Source organism: Flavobacterium frigidum (assembly GCF_048286795.2).
In genome coordinates, this window is the sequence record NZ_JBLVPT020000001.1 from 348572 (window position 1) to 368980 (window position 20409).

14 protein-coding genes are annotated in these 20409 nt (G+C 34.8%); 6 read left to right on the forward strand and 8 right to left on the reverse strand.

Going from position 1 to position 20409, the window contains the following annotated elements:
• Positions 1-8 precede the first annotated feature (8 nt).
• The 5 genes from ACNQGB_RS01635 to mutY form a co-directional block, all read right to left on the reverse strand.
• On the reverse strand, positions 9-1460 hold the full coding sequence (locus ACNQGB_RS01635; RefSeq protein ID WP_417946622.1) for a TonB-dependent receptor: 1452 nt from the start codon (positions 1458-1460) through the stop codon (positions 9-11).
• 42 nt (positions 1461-1502) lie between these two features.
• Positions 1503-2579 (reverse strand): peptidase associated/transthyretin-like domain-containing protein, encoded by a 1077-nt coding sequence (locus ACNQGB_RS01640; RefSeq protein WP_417946621.1) that lies wholly within the window; start codon positions 2577-2579, stop codon positions 1503-1505.
• A gap of 96 nt (positions 2580-2675) precedes the next feature.
• Positions 2676-3458: a GLPGLI family protein gene (locus ACNQGB_RS01645; RefSeq protein WP_417946620.1), complete on the reverse strand. Its 783-nt coding sequence runs from the start codon at positions 3456-3458 to the stop codon at positions 2676-2678.
• 80 nt (positions 3459-3538) lie between these two features.
• Complete coding sequence (locus tag ACNQGB_RS01650) at positions 3539-3805, reverse strand: hypothetical protein (RefSeq protein ID WP_417946619.1); 267 nt, start codon at positions 3803-3805, stop codon at positions 3539-3541.
• Positions 3806-3975: 170 nt separating this feature from the next.
• Positions 3976-5019: an A/G-specific adenine glycosylase gene (gene mutY, locus ACNQGB_RS01655; RefSeq protein ID WP_417946617.1), complete on the reverse strand. Its 1044-nt coding sequence runs from the start codon at positions 5017-5019 to the stop codon at positions 3976-3978.
• 133 nt (positions 5020-5152) lie between these two features.
• On the opposite strand from mutY, the gene ACNQGB_RS01660 reads away from it, so the two are divergent.
• On the forward strand, positions 5153-5443 hold the full coding sequence (locus tag ACNQGB_RS01660) for an HU family DNA-binding protein (RefSeq protein WP_016989051.1): 291 nt from the start codon (positions 5153-5155) through the stop codon (positions 5441-5443).
• A gap of 316 nt (positions 5444-5759) precedes the next feature.
• The gene (locus ACNQGB_RS01665; RefSeq protein WP_417946615.1) at positions 5760-7304 is read left to right on the forward strand and encodes an Rne/Rng family ribonuclease; all 1545 of its coding nucleotides are present in this window, start codon (positions 5760-5762) and stop codon (positions 7302-7304) included.
• Positions 7305-7501: 197 nt separating this feature from the next.
• On the opposite strand, the gene pbpC is transcribed toward ACNQGB_RS01665, so the two are convergent.
• From pbpC to ACNQGB_RS01680, 3 genes are all read right to left on the reverse strand, one after another.
• A complete protein-coding gene (gene pbpC / locus ACNQGB_RS01670) occupies positions 7502-9877 on the reverse strand; it encodes a penicillin-binding protein 1C (protein ID WP_417946613.1) in 2376 nt (791 codons plus the stop codon).
• Between the two features lie 192 nt (positions 9878-10069).
• Positions 10070-15727, reverse strand: coding sequence for an alpha-2-macroglobulin family protein (locus ACNQGB_RS01675; protein WP_472777052.1), 5658 nt, complete (start codon positions 15725-15727; stop codon positions 10070-10072).
• A gap of 272 nt (positions 15728-15999) precedes the next feature.
• Positions 16000-16443, reverse strand: a complete 444-nt coding sequence (locus tag ACNQGB_RS01680) for a nucleoside deaminase (RefSeq protein ID WP_309760512.1) — start codon at positions 16441-16443, stop codon at positions 16000-16002.
• Between the two features lie 59 nt (positions 16444-16502).
• On the opposite strand from ACNQGB_RS01680, the gene ACNQGB_RS01685 reads away from it, so the two are divergent.
• The 4 genes from ACNQGB_RS01685 (at position 16503) to ACNQGB_RS01700 (ending at position 20387) form a co-directional block, all read left to right on the forward strand.
• Positions 16503-17354, forward strand: a complete 852-nt coding sequence (locus tag ACNQGB_RS01685; RefSeq protein ID WP_417945462.1) for an energy transducer TonB — start codon at positions 16503-16505, stop codon at positions 17352-17354.
• A 180-nt stretch (positions 17355-17534) separates the two neighbouring features.
• Positions 17535-19316, forward strand: a complete 1782-nt coding sequence (locus ACNQGB_RS01690) for a 1-deoxy-D-xylulose-5-phosphate synthase (protein WP_417945460.1) — start codon at positions 17535-17537, stop codon at positions 19314-19316.
• Between the two features lie 37 nt (positions 19317-19353).
• Positions 19354-19917: a DUF3078 domain-containing protein gene (locus ACNQGB_RS01695; protein WP_417945458.1), complete on the forward strand. Its 564-nt coding sequence runs from the start codon at positions 19354-19356 to the stop codon at positions 19915-19917.
• 86 nt (positions 19918-20003) lie between these two features.
• A complete protein-coding gene (locus tag ACNQGB_RS01700) occupies positions 20004-20387 on the forward strand; it encodes a hypothetical protein (RefSeq protein ID WP_417945456.1) in 384 nt (127 codons plus the stop codon).
• Positions 20388-20409: the final 22 nt, after the last annotated feature.

Below are 20409 nucleotides of genomic sequence, written 5' to 3' on the forward strand. Positions count from 1 at the left end.
AAATTAGACTAAAATGAAAAAGAAACACCCAAATTTAAAAACCCCGACAAGGAACTAAACTGGGTTTGCTCAAAATAAGAATTTTGGTTTTCAACTTTTAAACGAATATTATTATCCCTTATGTTTAGAATATTAACGCCTCTTACTTTAAAATTCCAATTTTTGAATTTATATTGAATACTAGGACTTATTTCTAAAATATTTTTTTGTAGTGCATTATTAGACGAAAAATGAATATACTTAGAGTCTAATTCCCAATTTAATTTTTCATTAAATACTAAACCATTTAGTTTAATAAAAGCTGTTGTTTTACCTAAAGTGTTTTTTACATTATTAGAATTATTGATTGAATTATTTACAAGATATTCCATACCAAAATTTATATTAAAATCATTCGATTTGAAGTAAGACAAGAAACTAATTTCTGCTTTATTTTGAACAGTATTAAAAGTATTACTCAAATTGTTAATGAAAGATTCCCGACTAGAGTACGATTGCAACGTTTCCAATTTTGCTGACCAAGGAATACTTTTCATTTTTTTTTCAAGCGTAAAAAACAAATACGAAGAATCATCTAAATCTACAAAATCATACTGTCTAACTGAAAGGTTGTTGGTGTTTATGGAATTAAATCCTATTTCTTTTAATTTATTAGTGTAAACCAGACCAAAAAAAGAAATAAAATTAGTTTGCAAATTCGCATAAGAACCGTTTAAACTTATTGTGTTTTTGGGCAGCATCGCATCATAAAAAATGTTGCCGTTTTTTATAATAGTTCTATAATCTTCAATAAACAAGCCAGGCATAACTTTATCTATTGAAACATTCGAAAAGTCCCTTTTGTAATTCAAACTAATATTCGCTTTCTTAGAAATCTCATAAGACAAATTAGCAAAAGGCAGAAAAGTCAGGTTGTTTTCTTTTTTAAAATCATATTGAAACTGTGCTTGAACAAACCTAAAACCCAGAGAATAATTAAATCTATAGAGCTTTTTTTTACTAAAACTTGCCCCAATATAGTTTTTGGTGTTTAGTAAATTTAATTCTGAATTAAATTCCGGATTAGATTCATTCACAAAAATGTTTAACGATTCATTATTGTTAGACGAACCAGCGTTTAGACTAAAAGTTCCCCGTTCACTTTTAATGGTAAGTTTCGAATTAATCCCAAAAGAATTTGCATAGCCATCCGTTTCTTGGAAAACCGCAAAATCATCATTGAAGTTTAAGTTCAAAAAAGAATCATCTGATTCTAAATTAATATTCTTTCGGAAGCTTGTAAAATCATTAAATAAATTATATTCAAATAGATAGTTACTGTTTAATTTTATTTTATGTGTAAAAAACTGACCAATATTTGTACTGGAACTTCCTTTGTTTTCATCAAAGTTAGTTCGATTTATGATTGATTGATTGTCAATAAGACTACCTTGATTGTCCTTATTATAATTTACAGTCAAGATATAATTATAATAGTTTCTTTCATTGGGTTTTGATTCAAATTAAATTTTATTTGTATTAAACAACAATGATCCTTCAACATTTGAATTTTTATCTATAACTATATCGTTACCTGCAAAAAAAGTTTGTTTTGACTTTAGAAATTCACTTTGTTTTATATAATTCAACATAGAAAATCCATGTATTTTACTCATTTTTGAAATTTTGTCGCTAAAATTTACTGAATAAAATTGAATGTCTTTTTTATTTACATTATCCGTAGAGAATAAAAACGAAGGTAAATTTTCATCAATAGTCATCGAATTAGAAGCCGTTTCGTTTAATATCTCGTGTTGAACTCCTTTTTTTAATTCTAAATAATCATTGACCGTAAAAACCAGATTGTTGGTATTATTAATATCTGAAATAAAATTAACTTTAACTTTACTAGCAAAATTATAGATGTTATTGTGTTGCCTATAGCGATTATTGTATCCATATTCGGCTTCAATATCTCCTTTGATCGTATTTTTATATGCTTCCTTTATAGAAACATTTAAAGCCGTTCTACTTGTATTATTAAATCCTACGATAGAAGAAAAATTTTGAAAATTTTTTAAAACTTCTATCTTTTCAATCATTTCAGATTTTATATTTTCGGTAGCCAGCTGATGCTGATTCCCATAGAATTCATCTCCTTCAATTAATAAATCGTCGATTTTTTTCCCCTTGTATTTTATCTTACCGTTGCCGTCTATGCTAAGTCCTGGGAGTTTTTTTAGGACATCTTTTAGCTTTTGCTCGGATCCGTTAAGTAGTCGTTTTAGATTAAAAATTATAGTATCATTCTTTTCAGCAACATCCCGAAAATCAGCTTTAATGATAACCTCTTTCATGGCTACAACATCATTTTTTAAAATAATGTTTTTATCAATAATTGAACTATTACCATCCGTATTAAATGCAAAAATGAACGTTTTATATCCCAAAAAGCTTGCCTTGAGTATAAAGTTTTTAGTTTCTGCATCAGGACAAACCAATTCAAATTGACCCAAATTACTGGATTGTTTGAAATCTATAAGTACATTATCCAGTTTATTATACAATAGAACATTAACAAGTGATACTGGATTTTGCAATGAATCTTTTATTGTTCCTCTTATACTAGTTTGGCTTTGAATTTGGAGAAATGAAAAAATGAAAAAAAATAATATGATCCGCATAAATATTGTTGCCTATCTAATAATAGTTGTAGTTCTTGTGGTCGTTGTATTACCATTTACGGTAGTTTTAGTACTCGATTTCAATTTACTAATTTCTACCTTCGCATAATTTTCCACTTCTGCCATAGTAACGGTTTCTTTTGGCATTTCTGGTTTCACTATCACTATTGGAGTCTTTTCAATTTTCACTGTAGTAGCATACGTCTCATAATATGCCGTGCCAAGATACAATATAAGTCCCGGAAGTCCATCAAATTTATCTGGTCCCGCATTTATTGCGATATCCTCCGTAAACCAAGCCGTAAAATAGTAACCAAAGGCATCAGATGTCGCTTTTTTACAAGTAAATCCATTTATTTCTTTAGTCTCTTCAGTAATTAGCCAATTCCACTTTAGTAAATTGTCCTTTCCATAAAAATCTTTACCATTATAAAAATTAAATAGTAACTCATTCTTATTTAAATCTTTATAATACCACTTTTCTATAGATTTATTCGTCACTCTATGTAAAAACTCTTTTTTATGATTCGCATCTCCTTCAGTCACCTCCTCTGAAATACTTTTATCAGATTTGTCAATGTTATTTGTTTCTGTACTGTTTTTATAAAGTGAAATACCGTTGTTATATTGCAAAATATAATTGTAGGACTCTAAAGCTTGTTTCCTTGCAAATTCTGGCATGGCTTCAAATCTTTCTTTACTAATAATTCTTTTTTCAGAATAATTTACAATTACAGTTTGTGAGTAACTCATAAAAGAAAGAAAGAAGAAAAGCACTAAATTTTTTATTTTCATTTTTATCTGGAATAATAAAAAGCAAATTGTATTTTAAGAACAATTTGCTTTTCTGATTTAATTTAAAAATTTAATTAATTCTAGTAACAAGTTACTGTTGTTTCAACTTCATATTGATCGTATAGGTTACCATCCATAAGTTGGACAGTGCCAACATACCAATAATTTGTTCGTATTATACAAAATTCAAAGAGGAGATTTTCAGTTTCACCTTCTTTTGAAACTGTGATTCCCTTTGTTTCGACAACTTCGCTTTTATCAAAAATAATAGTATTTGACTCAACCTCATTTGCACTTGCGAATAAAGAAACAAATAAAAATGCGAATAAAAAAATAGTTTTTTTCATTTTAAAAAGTTTACATTAATGATTAGGTTAATTTGGTATACCAAACACAAATCAATAAAAAAAAAAAACATACTCGCAAGTTTTTTCCTAAAAATTTTAAATTTAATTAAAAATTTAATTTTCTGACTATCATTAAAATACTCAAAATAGGTAAGAAACATCCGTTATTGCTAAGTTCGCAAATCCTTTTCAATAAAATTATGGATCACAATTGGAAACGGAAAAGTTCTCAATGTTTTCAAATCAATCCCGCCTGCCACGATTCCTTTTACAGCAAGTTTCCAAAACTTGATATGCAAATGTTGGTGTGACAATTTGTGAAGAATACTTTTTTCGTTGTATTCTAGCAAACTCTTAACTTGATAATGATCCCTAAAATTGGTTTGTAAATACACCGTAACAGCATCAAAATCTTCTTCCTTCTCCGTCTCTATCAAAGGAAACTCGTATAAGTTGTGCCAAATTCCTTTATCCGTTCTTTTCTGGACAATTGTATTTCCAGTTTCGTCTTCAAGAACCAAGTAATTAAAGTATCGATTCCTAACTTTCAGTTTTTTGGACTTTACAGGTAACTGATCGACTTTGTTTTTTTGCAAAGCAGCACAACTTTCGTTAAAAATACAAATACTGCAATCGGGACTTTTAGGAACACATTGCAAAGCACCAAACTCCATAATAGCCTGATTGAAAATGGCAGGGTTGTCTTTTGGCATGACTTCGAAAGCCAAATCAGCGAATTCCTTTTTGGCGGAAGCCTGAGCAATATCAGTCTCAACATTAAAATAGCGAGACAAAACCCGAAAAACATTTCCGTCAACAACAGGAACCGCTTCATTATAGGAAAAAGATGCAATTGCAGCAGCAGTATATTCGCCGACACCTTTTAATTTTAATAAATCAATATAGGTTTCCGGAAATACACCTGATAACTCAGTGGCTACGTATTGAGCTGTTTTATGTAAATTACGTGCTCTAGAATAATATCCTAATCCTTGCCATAATTTTAACACTTGTTCTTCACTTGCCTCAGCGAGATCAAAAACAGTGGGAAATGCAGTTGTGAAAGACAAAAAATAAGGCATTCCTTGTGCAACACGCGTTTGTTGCAACATGATTTCAGAGAGCCAAATGGGGTATGGATTGGTAGTATTTCTCCAAGGCAAATCGCGTTTATTTTGTAAATACCATTGAATGAGCGCTTTAGAAAAAATCATGTTTTAATTATTTGTTAGCAAAAGTAAAAGTTTAGTTGATTAAAATTTAATGAATTAGCTTGAATAATTGTTTTTTAAATTCCTATATTTGCAAACTCAAAAAAATAGTACAACATTATAAATAGGAAAGAAAATGACGAAAGCAGATATCGTAGCAAAAATTTCAGAAAAATTAGGTCTTGAAAAAGGAGATGTACAGGCGACTGTAGAGACTTTTATGAATGAAGTAAAAAATTCATTAGAAACTGGAGACAATGTATATTTAAGAGGTTTTGGGAGTTTTATAGTGAAGACTAGAGCAGAGAAAACAGGAAGAAATATTTCTAAGAATACTACAATAAAAATTCCTGCACACAATATTCCTGCATTCAAACCTGCAAAAGTTTTTGTAGAGGGAGTGAAAATAAATAACGAAGCAAAATAACAATATTAATTAATCATAAAATCTACAAGATATGCCAAGTGGTAAAAAAAGAAAGAGACATAAGGTAGCAACGCACAAACGTAAGAAAAGAGCGAGAGCTAACCGTCACAAAAAGAAAAAGTAGTTTTAAACTACTTTTTTCTTTTTAAAAGTTCATTGAAATTGAAAATTAGTAATCAGTCTTCAGCTTTAAGTATTCAGTTAACTGCGTACGTACAACTGCAAAGTGCCAGCTAATTTTCCCCGGGTACAATACCTGTTAAAATATTGTTTAATCCATTTGTTCGCCTTGGCGAATAGATAAAAAATTTACATTGTGAATAAAGAATTAATCATTAGATCTAGTTCTGAAGCAGTAGATTTTGCCTTATTAAAAGATGGAAAACTAATTGAATTACACAAAGAAGAAGAAAAAAGCAACTTCCAAGTTGGTGATATTTTTATCGCTAAAATCAGGAAACCAGTTGCCGGACTTAACGCTGCTTTTGTAAATGTAGGCTTCGAAAAAGACGCCTTTTTACACTATCATGATTTAGGACCTAATCTAGCTTCCCAACTGAAATTCATAAAACTTGTAAGCGCAGGTAAATTAAAAGATTTCTCCCTAAAAAACTTTCAGTTTGAAAAAGAAATAGACAAAGATGGCACCATTACTGATGTTTTGAGTTCCAATCAATCTGTTTTAGTACAAGTCGTCAAAGAACCTATATCTACAAAAGGACCAAGAATTAGCGCTGAGCTTTCTCTTGCCGGAAGATTTATAGTTTTGGTTCCGTTTTCTGACCGTGTTTCTATTTCACAAAAAATAGAAGACAAAAAAGAAAAAGAACGTTTGAAACGATTAGTACAATCCATCAAACCAAAAGGATTTGGTGTTATTGTTCGCACAGTAGCCGAAGGCAAAAATACAGCCGAATTAGAAAAAGATTTGCAGAACCTGCTCAGCAGATGGACTGCAATGTGTAAAAAATTACCAACTGCTCAGCATCCGTCCAAAGTATTAGGAGAACTCAACAGAGCTTCTTCAATATTAAGAGACGTTTTCAACGATACCTTCAGCGGTATTCAGATAGATGACGAAGAGTTGTACAACCAAACAAAGGATTACCTGCAAGAAATTGCACCATCCAAACAATCAATTGTTAAGTTTTATCAATCAAAAGACACACCTATTTTTGAGAAATACAACATAGAGAGACAAATCAAAACTTCTTTTGGAAAAACAGTATCCATGAGTAAAGGGGCGTATCTTATTATCGAACACACTGAAGCTTTGCACGTTATAGACGTAAACAGCGGAAACCGTTCTAATAAAGCCACCAACCAGGAAGATACCGCCATGGAAGTCAATATGATTGCAGCTGCCGAAATCGCAAGACAATTACGTCTTCGTGATATGGGCGGAATAATCGTAGTTGATTTTATCGATATGTCAAATCCTGAAAATCGCAAAGTGTTGTTCGATTTCTTGAAAGAAGAAATGAGCGATGATAAAGCAAAACACAAGATCTTACCCCCAAGTAAATTTGGATTAGTTCAAATTACAAGACAAAGAGTAAGACCTGAAGTAAATATTAAAACTAGAGAAGAAGATCCAAACAATGAAAGCGGCGAAATTGAAGCGCCAATTCAAATCATTGATAAAATCGCTTTCGATCTAGAAAGAGTATTAAAAAACCACAAAGATGTTGTGCTTAATGTACATCCTTTTGTGGCCGCATACCTTACCAAAGGTTTTCCATCATTACGTTCAAAATGGTTTCTTGAACATAAAAAATGGGTGAAAATTATACCTCGTGATGCTTACACGTACCTAGAATATCATTTCTACGACAAAAAAGAAAATGCTGTCATAGATTAAAACAAAACTCCTCAAGAAATTGGGGAGTTTTTTTTTGCTGTTTTTTTAGGAGCTATTCCAGCTATCCGCTATATCTTTAATCAAGTAACCAGCTTTTAAGGCTGGCAACTTGATTAAAGGATGCCGCTACTATCTGGGCTAGGAGAATCAATTTCAAAAGAATATTCTCTAGTAAATGATATTCAGAATTTAAAAAGCTACTCTCTTACAATCTCAATCTTCCTCCGAATTTCGTTTCCAAATTCATCCACCACAGTAATGTAATGAAATCCTGTTGTTGCCGAAATAGGCATTTCATGAAAGGTTTTGGTTCTGCCTTTGAAAACATTATCAACATACCAAAACAGCTTACTTTCCCGTTGCGAATGCGCTACTTTTAAAATCACGGGCTGAACCTCGCTATTAAAATTCTTGGTAAGATAGATTTTGCTGTTTGTTTTTGGATAAATAAAATCCATTGTAGCCGTTTGTGTTCCCATACAATCACTTCTGAACGGTGGTAACGGCAAATACTCTATATGCTGACTTTTGTAATACCAAGCCATCACAGGTGGCAAAATAAACCAGGTTTTTGTCACTATTTTTTCTATGTTTTCGCAACTGCTGTTGACCTGAAATTGCAGTGATTTATCCAAATGCACCGTTTTGTGATACGGACAAATCGAAGTATTTTTTCCTTTCTTCGGAACGAGTTGTTTTATTGTTGGACAACCGTCTTTGGCCAAATGACCGCTTAAAGTACACACTTCAACTTCCTCTAAATCCTTAATTGGCGTATCAAACCATCGTTGTCTAGGCAATAAATTAAAAATATCAAATAAAATAGGCGCTGCACTGGTGACTCCCGTCAATGTGGGCCTACCCTCGCCTGTTGCGTTACCCACCCACACACCTACCACATATCTCGCATTGGTACCTATCGCCCACGCATCACGATTCCCGAAACTTGTCCCCGTTTTCCAAGCAATCTTGAGTGAACTGTCATAAAATTTCCAGGCCTCATCTCCTTCAGGGCGATTGACTTGCTCCATTGCGTTATACGTGAGCCAAATTGAACCTGCTCCTAAGATGTTCTTTTGCTTGGATTTATCGCCAAAATCAACTTGTAAATTATCATCGAAATTCAGCTCTGCAAATTCATTAGTTCTGTAAAGCCCTTGATTCGTATTAAAATAATTCAAAGTCGAAGATAAACCTGCGTAAGTTCTACACAAATCCCATAAATTACTTTCGGCACCACCCAAAATAAGTGACAAGCCATAATGATCAGGCGATTTTGAAATATCCCGTAATTTAAATCGCTGCAATTCTTCGTAAAATTTGTTCACTCCAAAATCCTGTAACATTAATACAGAAGGAATATTCAACGATCGCGCTAATGCCCGATGGGCAGGAACTGCTCCGTCAAATGTGAGGTTGAAATTCTGAGGCGTATAGCCAGCAATCTGCGTTGGGATATCTGCAACTAGCGTATTCGGCAATAGCTCCCCATCGTCTAGCATACCTGCGTATAAAAGCGGTTTTAGAATACTTCCTGTACTTCTTGGCGCATCGATAATATCGACATCTTTTTGATGATTCCCATCCGTTGGCGAGTTGCCCACATAACTCATCACTTTTCTATTGGACACATCGATAACTAAAATAGCCAAATTATGCACTTCATTTTGCTTATATTGATTGTAATAATACTTTGCAATTTGATTGACTCTGTTTTGCAACCCAATTTCTATTGTCGTTTTCACTCGAGTCCCTACCTGATTCTTGGCAACATGTTGCAATAAATGAGGGGCAATTTGTGGTAAGTCATACGGTTTTTGAGGCAAAGGTTCGTCTATAGAAAGCTCATACGTTTGCTTGTCGATTACACCTTCTTGATTTAATTTCAACAAAAGTCGGTTGCGCTTACTTAATAATTTGATTTGGTTTTTCCCCGGATAAATCAAACTGGGCGCATTTGGCAAAACAGCCAATGTTGCACTCTCGGCCCACGACAATTGATAGGATTGGACACCAAAATACCTCCAAGAAGCCATTTCGAGACCTACAACATTTCCGCCAAAAGGAGCGTGAGAAGCATACAATTCTAAAATTTCGTTTTTAGAATACCCCAATTCTAATCGGGTGGCGAGAATAAGTTCGATTATTTTCTCAAAATAAGTTCGTCCTTGCCCGTTTCTGGACAAACGAATAACTTGTTGTGTCAAAGTACTTCCGCCACGAACGACTTTGCCTGCTTCTCTGTTTTGCTGAGCAGCATTGACCATCGCCACAGGATTGAATCCTGGATGTTTATAGAAATATTCGTCTTCAAAATAAACAATACACTTTTTAAATTTATCGGGAACACTGTCTTGAGCAGGAAATCGCCATTGTCCGTCAAGAGCAATTTTGGCGCCAAGCAATTCGCCTTCTTTGCTTTCAATCACCGTAGAATAGGGTTCTTGAAACAAAATTCGGGGCAACGAAAAATAATAAACCACCAAAAGTAAAAAGACTATTGATGATTTTATTTTATTTTGTTTTATCCAATTGATGATGCGTTGTAGGAACGCTATGAGTTTGTTTTTCAAGTCTATTTTATTTAACTGCAAGGGTCGCAAAGTATTATACTGATTTTAAAAACATCATATAGTTATTGTTTTATCTGCGTGAATCTTCAAAATCTGCGTGCCATATTTTTACGCAGATTTTTTTAGGATTCAACAATTATTACAATCTGTTTAAAATCCGTTGTATCCGTGTTATCTGCGTTCCATATAGTATTACTTCACCACTTGAACCCAAAACCCTTTAGTTCTTGCCAAAAATGTATTGTCATACATGGCTTCGCATTGCAATCCAGGTAGATAATAGGTTCCAAGATAAGAAGCATTCAGTAGTATTCTAAACGTTTTTTCTTCTCCGGCTTTCAATCCAAAATAAAAATTAGTTCTATCATCGCGAATATCAATATAATCAGCTACGTTATTGGTGGCGTCTCCATAATCCGTGAAACGAGTATTTACTATCTCGAAACCAGAAGGCAAAATTTGTGACAACGCCACATTTTCTACACGTTCATTTTTTAGGTTTTTAACTGTTACCTCAGCAACAAATTCAGTTCCTTGATTGATTTTAGACACATTGATAACACTTCCTTTTCTGTTTTTGAAAACAATCGAAGCCGAAACATTACTCTGAATCGCTTTTTCTTGTCCAATAGGAAGAATTCCAGTGTTCAACACACGAACAAACAATCTATTCTTTCTATTGTTTTTTAAAGTAACACTATTCGAACCCGTTTTGACAACCAAACTTCTGTCTGCTATGGTTTTCATCGTTTTAATTGATTGTGCTTTTCCGTCTTTACTGAACTGGACATCGATTCCTTTTGGACCATTGCTTACAGAAAATTTAGCCATAGCATACAATCCATACGCCGTAGTTTGCGTGCTCATCCATTGGTCACTTGACATATCTTTGGCCAACTTTGTCGCCATTGCAAATGCTTTTTGCTTTTGTCCAAGCAATAACAATGTTTCGAGAGCCATGGCACGATTCCTATCAGCAGATCCGTAATAGTAATAATTATAGTTGGAATTGTCATCAATTGAAGTATTCAGCAACAACGATAAACCTGCCGATTTTTGTCCTGCCAATACATAGGCCGAAGCTAAACGCAATTTACTTTCGTTTGAAATTCCTTTAGTTTCACGCAATCTGTTCATCGAAGACAAATCAGGAGCTCCCGCCAACGATAGTGTGTATAAGCGATACGATTGCGCCAAATCATTTCCGTAACTCGGCACAAATCGCCATTGTTTGGCTTCTTTTTGCTGATACGAAATCCATTTGGTTTTGAAATTTATCGGCAAGAAATACCCTTTTTTCTCTGCTTCAATCATAAAATGTCCCGCATACGAAGTACCCCAATCATCAGCGACGGTTCCTCCTTGCCAGTATGCCATTCCACCATTCGATAATTGAAAACCTCCCAAACGAGTAATTCCTGCGGTCACATTTTTTTGAATTAATTGCTGACGCGTAGCATCCAAATCGACAATCTCATTCAGATACAATTGTGGAAAAACAGACGAAGTCGTTTGCTCCACACAACCGTGGGGATATTGAATCAGATATTGTAATCGTCCGTTTAAATTGATGGTTGGCATTGAGGAAACCTCCAGTTTTGCTTTATTACTTCCCGCAACACCAAACGTTTTCCATGAAATAGTTTTAGTACTATTCGGTTCCAAAATCACATCAGTAAATGTATTGGTCACTGGATTCGGATTGGTCATATCGATCTCTACATCGTACACTGATTTTTCCTTGCCGGAAGTCGCTACAATTTGCACTTTCCCAATTCCTGTTGTAGCACCGACAGCCAAATTGAAATAGGCCATTTTTTCGTCAGGCTGAGCGAATGACAATTTTTGAGTGGCACTTCCTATAACTTTTAATCCGTTGTTCGTTTTAATCTGAACCGTTACATTTTTAATGTTTTTCTCCATGGCAAAAATGGTCACTGGAATCGTCACTTTCTCGGATGGAGAAATCTTTCTTGGCAAAGAAGCCAAAACCATTAACGGACTGCGAACCGGAGTTGCTTTTTCGGCACTTCCATATGCGCTTGTAGTCGCATCACCAGCTACGATCATTGTCTTTACGGAACCAATGTACTTCGGTAATTTCACCTGGTGGGTTTTAGTTTGTCCTTTTTCCAATTTAAAAGGCCCCATATAAATTACAACTGGTTTGAAACGATTGGCTTTTTTGGCTTTTCCACCACCCAAATCTTGGTCACCACCAATACTGAAAATCTGATTTACTTTTCCGCCATACGCTCCAATTACATCATCATAAATATCCCATGTTTTTACACCCAAAGCTTCTCGAACATAAAAGCTGTCCCAAGCATTTGGCGCTTTGAAACGGGTTAAATCCAATAATCCTTCATCAACAATAGCTATTGTATAGGTCATTACTTTTCCGGATTGTTCACTCACTTTTATGGCAAAAGATTGCTCTGGACGCAGTACATCAGGCATTACTAATTTGGGAGCAAGGATCGTATTTTTATCAATCACTTCAATGGGTACAATTCCATACATTCGGATTGGCAAATCATTTTTGGTTGAAGCGTGTGGTTGCAACAACGTAATATTGAAATACACATTTGGAGCCATAGCAGCCGTAATCGGAATGGTAACTTTGGTTTCTCCTTTTTGGGTCTTCGCCCAAAGTGTTTGTACTACTTTCGAACCATTTTCGATAGAGATAAAAGCTCGACCTCCTGCACTAGATGGAAACGAAATTTGAGCAGTTTCACCCACAGCATACTTCTCCTTATCGGTTGAAAAAACTAACATATTGGCCGTAGAAGCATCTGTATTTCTCGTTTTTCCAGACCATGTTGGCCAATCTATATTTACCGTTAAAGCCGTTGCGTGTCCGCCAACAACATCAGAAACCCGAATCATATACCGTCCCCACTCTTCATCCGTCAAGGCAAAACGGATATTTCCTTTTCCGCTAGCATCGGTATTAATTGTAAAAGTTTTGTAAGAAGTCGTTGCGTTATCAGCATTATAATTCGATAAATTATCGCTAGACGCATCCCACCACCAGCGCCATTCTACTTTATACACTTTTACTTCCAGATTTTTAACTGACTTTGGTCTTCCGTTTTCATCGACCGTAACTACATCAAATTGGTTCATGGTACGGGTTTCTAGCATTCCGTATTTGTTGGGCTCAGGTGACTTTATCCCCACATAAGTACTGTACGGAGAATAGGTCGTCGCTATGACATCAGTACTAAAATCGCCACCTTCTTCATACACTTTGGTAATAAACGACGCTTTCAACATTCCTGGTGCTTCAGCTTGTATTTTCGGGTCTATCGTAGCATTCGCTTTTCCATTACCATCTAATTTTCCGGAGAAAACAGTAACTTCTTCGGTGCTGAATTTTCGAACCAAATCATCAAAAATATACTTGTCATAATTCTTAAAAGTTGTAGTTTGTTGCGAAAATTTGGCTTGCATTTCAACGTTCAAATTTTTTGTCACAGCGCCATGAAGCCAAGCCACTTCAAGGTTGCTCGTATTGGGATAAGCCGAAGAAAGTATAGCTCGTTTGAAAGTGTTTTTGATTTTCAAACGATTGGGTTTGATGGTTTCAATTTTTATACTTTTATAAAACTTAGCACCACCCACGCTAACCATTGCTTCCCAATTTCCAGTAGGCGCATCATTTTCTGTTGGAACTGTAAACGCATAATGATTCCATTCATTCGATTTTTGAACCGTTTGATACGTAACTTTTCCATTTGGATCAGCTAGTCTAAATTTTATAGGATGTCCTAGCGGAATTTTATTCGAAGCATCATTCAAAATGAAGGATAAAAACAAATTATCCCCAGGACGCCAAACGCCTCGCTCTCCATAAATGAATCCTTTAAGTCCTTTTTGCAAGGTCTCGCCCGACACATTAAAATTACTCACTGACAGCGAATTCCCGTCGTCTAGTTTAACATAAGTAGACTCTGCTCCTTGCGTTACAATAGCAAAATAAGCAAATTTATCCAACTGAAAAGTCGCAATTCCATCGCTATTCGTGGTTCCTGTAGTTATTTTTTGCTGCTGAAAAGTATACAAATCTATTCTTGCATTTGTAACTGGCTCCGTGGTGACAATATTATTTACGGCAAACAAATACGATTTATTTTCGCCTCTTTTTGCAATTACACCCAAATCAGTAGCCAATATATTAGTTGATATTTTGGCATTATAAAAATAAGAACTCGAGCAAGGATCCTGACTTTCTCGCCATTCGTAATCATCATAATAATCATCGTAAGAGTTTCCGCTGTAATTGACATCATTCTCATCAACCTCTTCTTCCTCCTCGGTAGTGTCTTCATCCGCAGTTTCGCATTTGTACAAAGAATATTTTTTCTTGTAAACAAACTCTACTCTATAAATCGCGCCTGGTTCAGGAGTAATTATTTTAGATAAATCGAGAGCAAAATTGTTCCACTTACTTAAATTTAGTAATGTATTTTCTTTTAAATTCAGAGTTGATTTGGCAATAGGTTGCGCCACTCTTTTCAGGTTTTGACTGCCATTGAGCTCGTTGTATTGCAAAAATTGCATGATATTGTTTTTGTAAATCTTATACACTTTTACATCAACAGAACTCAGGTTTACAGCCTCAAAATTGAGTTTTAAATTATTAGAACTTGGCAGAATTGTTCCGTTTTTAATGAACCGAATACTTGGCTTTATTTCATCAAATGATATTTTCTCGGTATAATTCTCACTTAACTTTCTACCATATTCACTTTCAATTCCCTGAAAAACTTCCAACAAGAGTTCTCCTGTCAGCTTTTGCAAATCCACAACTGGCTCAGGCTCCATAACGGCAACTTCTTCAGGTTCCGTAACCAAAGCACTATCAACAGCCACAGCCGACGTATCAACAGTTACAACTTCTACAACTGGTTCTGGAGCAACTTCAACAGGTTTTTGATCGGGTTCTTCATTAATAAAATAAACTTTCAACACATTTCCTTGTACAGAAAACTTTAAATTTTTCGTGTTTTGAATGGCAACTAATCCTTTAAAATCTTGTCCTTTTTCTAAGGGTTCCGAAAAATTAATAGACACCGTTTGATTATCTCCTTCTTGAATTTCGGTTTTAACTACTTTAAACTCTTTCAATGCCGTAATCGGGAAATCGATAGTCCCTTTTTGATCGATATCAAAATCACTTCCGTCGTATTTTATCTCCAAATTGCTTTTAAATTCCAATCGTTGAATGCTGTCAATTCGGAACTTAAATTCTTTTCCAACTGCATTCGTTTTTTCGAAAACAATTTTTAAATCGCTCCCGTTATGCTCGGCCTCTATCAATTTTTTAGCAGTTTCCAAATCGATATTATCTGCGGTTTTGAGCACACCATTCAGATATTGATATTCTTCGCTATAGGACTGAACATCTAGAGTATTAACAACAAAATCCTGTTTTATAGTTTTTACCGTAAAGTTGAAATTGGAAAGTGTTTTATCTTTTTCGGCAACCTTTCGATTCAGTTGATCCAAATGCAAAGTCACTTGATATTCCGTGCCCGATTCCAGCTTTTTTTCGGGAATAAAAGCAATCGTATTGCTCGAAAGGGCAATTACTTTTCCGTCTACACTAGGAGAAATTGTAAACAAATCGTTATCTAAAACCTCATTTACCTTCCATTCTTTTTTATCAAAAGCCAAAACTACCCTAATATCAGATTCTGAAGTGACAATTCCTCCCGTAAAACTGACGATAAACTCTTTGAATAATGAAAAATCTGAATTAAAATCGGCGGCTGATTTTCTGCCACACGCTTGAAACAAAAAAAACACACAAAACACGTAAATTAATCCTTTTGTTTTCACTTTTAGCTAGAGTTAATGGGTTATAAATTAAATTATTGCAACATCTCACAAGTAACACCAAAACTAGGATGTTACCGATATATTGTAGTAAATGTAGAATAATTAATTTATTATTTTAAGAAGAAAATTCTTTGAGAGGAAATTATTTTTTAAAGTTGTTTTTAAGGAGCTAATCCAGCTATTCGTTACAATCTTATATGCCGTCCCGAAGTTTCGGGATTGGCACATAAGGATTTTCACTGCTATTTGGGCTAGAGAACATTTTGACTACTCTACTTCCTTCTCTCAACAAAAAATCGTTTCATCAACTCCGAAGCTTCATTGGCAAGAATACCAGATACAACAGTGGTTTTAGGATGCAATTGCGTTCCCATTTTTACAAAACCGCGATTTTCATCGCTGGCTCCATACACAATTTTAGAGATTTGGCTCCAATATAAAGCTCCAGCACACATCTGGCAAGGCTCCAATGTGACATAAAGCGTACAACCTGTTAAATATTTTCCACCTAGATAATTTGCAGCAGCAGTGATGGTTTGCATTTCAGCATGAGCCGTAACGTCATGAAGTAATTCGGTTAAATTATGACTTCGAGCAATGACTTTATTATCAATGACAATTAGCGCTCCAACAGGAATTTCGCCTTTTTCAAAAGCCATTTCGGCTTCCTGCAAAGCTTTTTTCATGAAATATTCGTCGGTGAATGGGTTTATCATAGAACAAAAGTACGTATTTGAAATAAATTTCGTTAGTTTTATAATCAGAAACACATTGTATGGAAAGAAAATATAAAATCGCAATTCCCGAACCTTGCCAGGAGGATTGGAACAAAATGACTGCAAATGACCAAGGTCGTTTTTGTATGAGTTGCGCTAAAACTGTTATTGATTTTACTGCAATGCTACCCGAAGAAGTGCAGCATTTTTTTATCCAAAATCAAAGCCAGAATATCTGTGGTAGAATGAAAAAATCGCAATTAGATTCCTTGACTATTCAAATCCCTAGTCGTGTACTTTATAAGCAAACTCATTATCACAAAATGTTTTTGTTAGCATTATTTATCACAATGGGAACCACTTTGTTTAGTTGTGCCGATAAAAATGGAAACAAACAAAAAATCGATGCTGTTGAAGTGGTTAAAGACAACACAAAAGCATCCCAAATAACTCTTGGGATGATGTTGCCAGAAAAAAACAATATGCAAAACCACGTTCAACCTCCTGGACCAGTAACCAAGGTAAATCATGTAAAATTTATAAATCCCCAAACAACTGCTTTCGAAGAAACACCAAAGAACGAGACTGTTGTTGAAGATGTAATTTACAACGGAGGTATCGGTTTCGAATTCCCTGCGGAATACAAAGGCGGGATTGAAAAATTTTATGCTTTTTTTAAAGAAGAGTTCAAACATCCAGAAAATCTAAAAAATAAAATTACCGAAATCTCAATCTCATTCGTTATTGATAAAGACGGCTCATTAACCTATGTCAAACCAAAATCGGAAATTGATTTGGCTTTAGAAAATGAAATTGTTAGAGTTTTGAAATTATGTCCTAGATGGAAACCAGGTGAACAAAATGGTAAAAAAACACGAACGTTATACACTGAATCTATTTCTTTGATCTAAACAAAATAATTTTGACAAAACGTATTTAGCATAACTAATTACAATTGTTTCAAAAGCAAACAATCTGGACTTAGTTGACCCATTTAATTACCTACTTGTAAAAATAAGACAGGTACTAGAATCGTCTAAAATTGAAAAAAGATTCCATTTTAAAATCGTAAATTCGCTTTTTATAGAACAATGAAAAACAGTTTACTTTCAAACATAAATAACCCAACCGATTTACGCTTGCTTGACGAAACACAACTTCCTCAAGTTGCCCAAGAATTACGCGATTTTATCATCGATATTGTGGCCGTAAAAGAAGGTCATCTCGGCGCAAGCCTGGGAGTTGTAGAAATGACAATTGCCTTGCATTATGTTTTTGACACCCCGAATGATTTATTGATTTGGGATGTTGGCCATCAAGCCTATGGCCATAAAATACTGACCGGTCGAAGAGAAAATTTTCATAGCAATCGTCAACTCGGCGGTATTTCTGGTTTCCCAAAAAGAAGCGAAAGCAACTACGACACCTTTGGCGTAGGCCACTCCTCAACTTCTATTTCGGCAGCACTCGGAATGGCAATTGCTTCTAATTTGAAAGGCGAGTTCAGCAAACACCACATTGCTATCATTGGTGACGCATCTATCGCTTCAGGTATGGCTTTTGAAGGGTTGAATCACGCGGGTGTTACTGATGCCAATTTACTCGTAATTCTAAATGATAACGCTATCGGTATTGACCCAAGTGTAGGTGCCTTGAAACAATACCTCACTGCGGTAAAAGAGGGGAAAAACCCAAGGCAAAACAACATGATTAAGTCCTTGAACTTTGATTACTCGGGGCCCATTGACGGTCATGACCTTTTTGCTGTGATAAAGGAATTAAAGCGTTTGCAAAAGATAAAAGGTCCTAAATTTTTACATTTAATTACCACCAAAGGAAAAGGCCTGCAACAAGCCGAAGAGGATCAAGTAAAATACCACGCGCCTGGCAAATTTGATGCAGCAACCGGGGAAATAATTTCAAAACAAGAAGAGAATTTACCTCCAAAATACCAAGATGTATTTGGTTTGACCGTTTTGGACTTGGCTCGAAAAAACGAAAAAATTATAGGAATCACACCTGCAATGCCCTCTGGAAGTTCCTTAAAATTTATGATGGATGCATTTCCAAAACGTGCTTTTGATGTAGGTATTGCAGAACAGCATGCAGTGACTTTGGCCGCCGGAATGGCAACACAAGGCATGATTGTTTATTGCAACATCTACTCCACTTTTCTACAAAGAGCTTATGACCAAATTATTCATGATGTAGCATTGCAAAATCTTCCCGTAATTTTTTGTTTGGACAGAGCTGGATTAGTGGGCGAAGACGGCGCCACGCACCACGGTGTTTTCGATTTAGCCTATTTGCGTTGCATTCCTAACATGATTATTTATGCTCCAATAAATGAAATCGCATTGCAAAATATTTTATATACTGCTCAATTAGGATTAAATCATCCTATAGCCATTCGTTATCCGAGAGGTCGTGGAGTAATTCAAGATTGGCAAATACAACATCTTGGCAAATATGAAAAAATAGCAATTGGAAAAAGTATTTGCATAAAACAAGGTTCAAAAATTGCTGTGTTATCCAATGGAACTATAGGTAACAATGTCTCTTTGGCTATAGCCAAAATAAAACATCCAGAAACTATTGCACATTATGATTTTCCGTTTGTCAAACCTCTAGATGAAAGCGCTCTTCATGTCATTTTTAAAACCTATCCCACTATTATTACAATTGAAGATGGCACTGTAAAAGGTAGTTTTGGGAGTGCAATTCTCGAGTTTGCAGCTCAACATCAATATGCAACAACAGTGAGGATTTTGGGCATTCCTGATGAATTTATAGAACATGGAACAGTAGCTGAGCTGCAACATTATTGTGGAATTGACGTTAAAAGCATTGAGCAACTCTTTTCAAGTCTTTAAAGTAATTAATTTACTGTTCAAAATAAGCTATTCCAAAATGAAATTATCAACTTATTTACTTCTTTTTCTAAACGTTACTTTTTCGACTACATGTTTCGCTCAAGAGGAAAAACTCAAATTCTTGCAAGACACAATTGTACCCGTATCCACACTAAAAAATAAGAATAATTTATTATTTGTCCCACTGCAAATACAAACCAAAACACACTATCTTCCATTTTCGTTTTGGAATAAAAAAAATAGTCTCGGATTTGATATTTCCGAAGTTGCCTTTGTGAACTGGAGTGCAGGAGGTACAAGTTCGATTTCAGGATTGTTTAAAGGCAAATTTCATCGAGTATATTCTCGAAGTAATTACAATTGGTCCAATGAATTGATTGTTAAATATGGTTTGAATAAACAATACGGGATTGCCATCCGAAAAACAGAAGATGCCATTCAGTTCAATTCGACTTTTGGATATCGAAAAGACACGATTTCGACTTGGTATCATTCAGCAAAATTGAGTTTCAACGCTCAATTTACCAATGGTTATGCATACCCAAATACTGAAAAAGCAATCTCAAAACCCTTTGCTCCAGCTTATATTTTTATGGAGTAGGTGCTGAAAATATCGATAAAGAAAAAAGAAGAGTATTTTATGTATCGCCTTTTACATTAAATACAACTTTAGTTTTAGATCAACAATTGGCAGATCAAGGTGCTTTTGGTGTACTTAAAGCTACATATGATGCAAATGGGAATCTTATAACCGAGGGTGAACGAGTAAAAATGGAACTTGGTTTCCTAATCACAAATAAATACAAAAAAGAGATTTTCAAAAATATTAGTTTAGAGAATCGACTGACTTTATTCTCAGATTACATAAACCGTTTTGGCAATGTCGATGTAGACTGCGATTTACAAGTAGAGCTTATAGTCAATCAATACGTAAAGGCAAATATAGGCGCACATGTTATTTATGACGATGACATTAAATCCAAAAGAGAAATAGAGGGCATTCAGATAACCGAAGGTCCAAAAACTCAATTAAGACAGGCGATTGGAGTTGGGATTGAGTATATATTCTAAATAAAAAGACCTGAAAAATTTG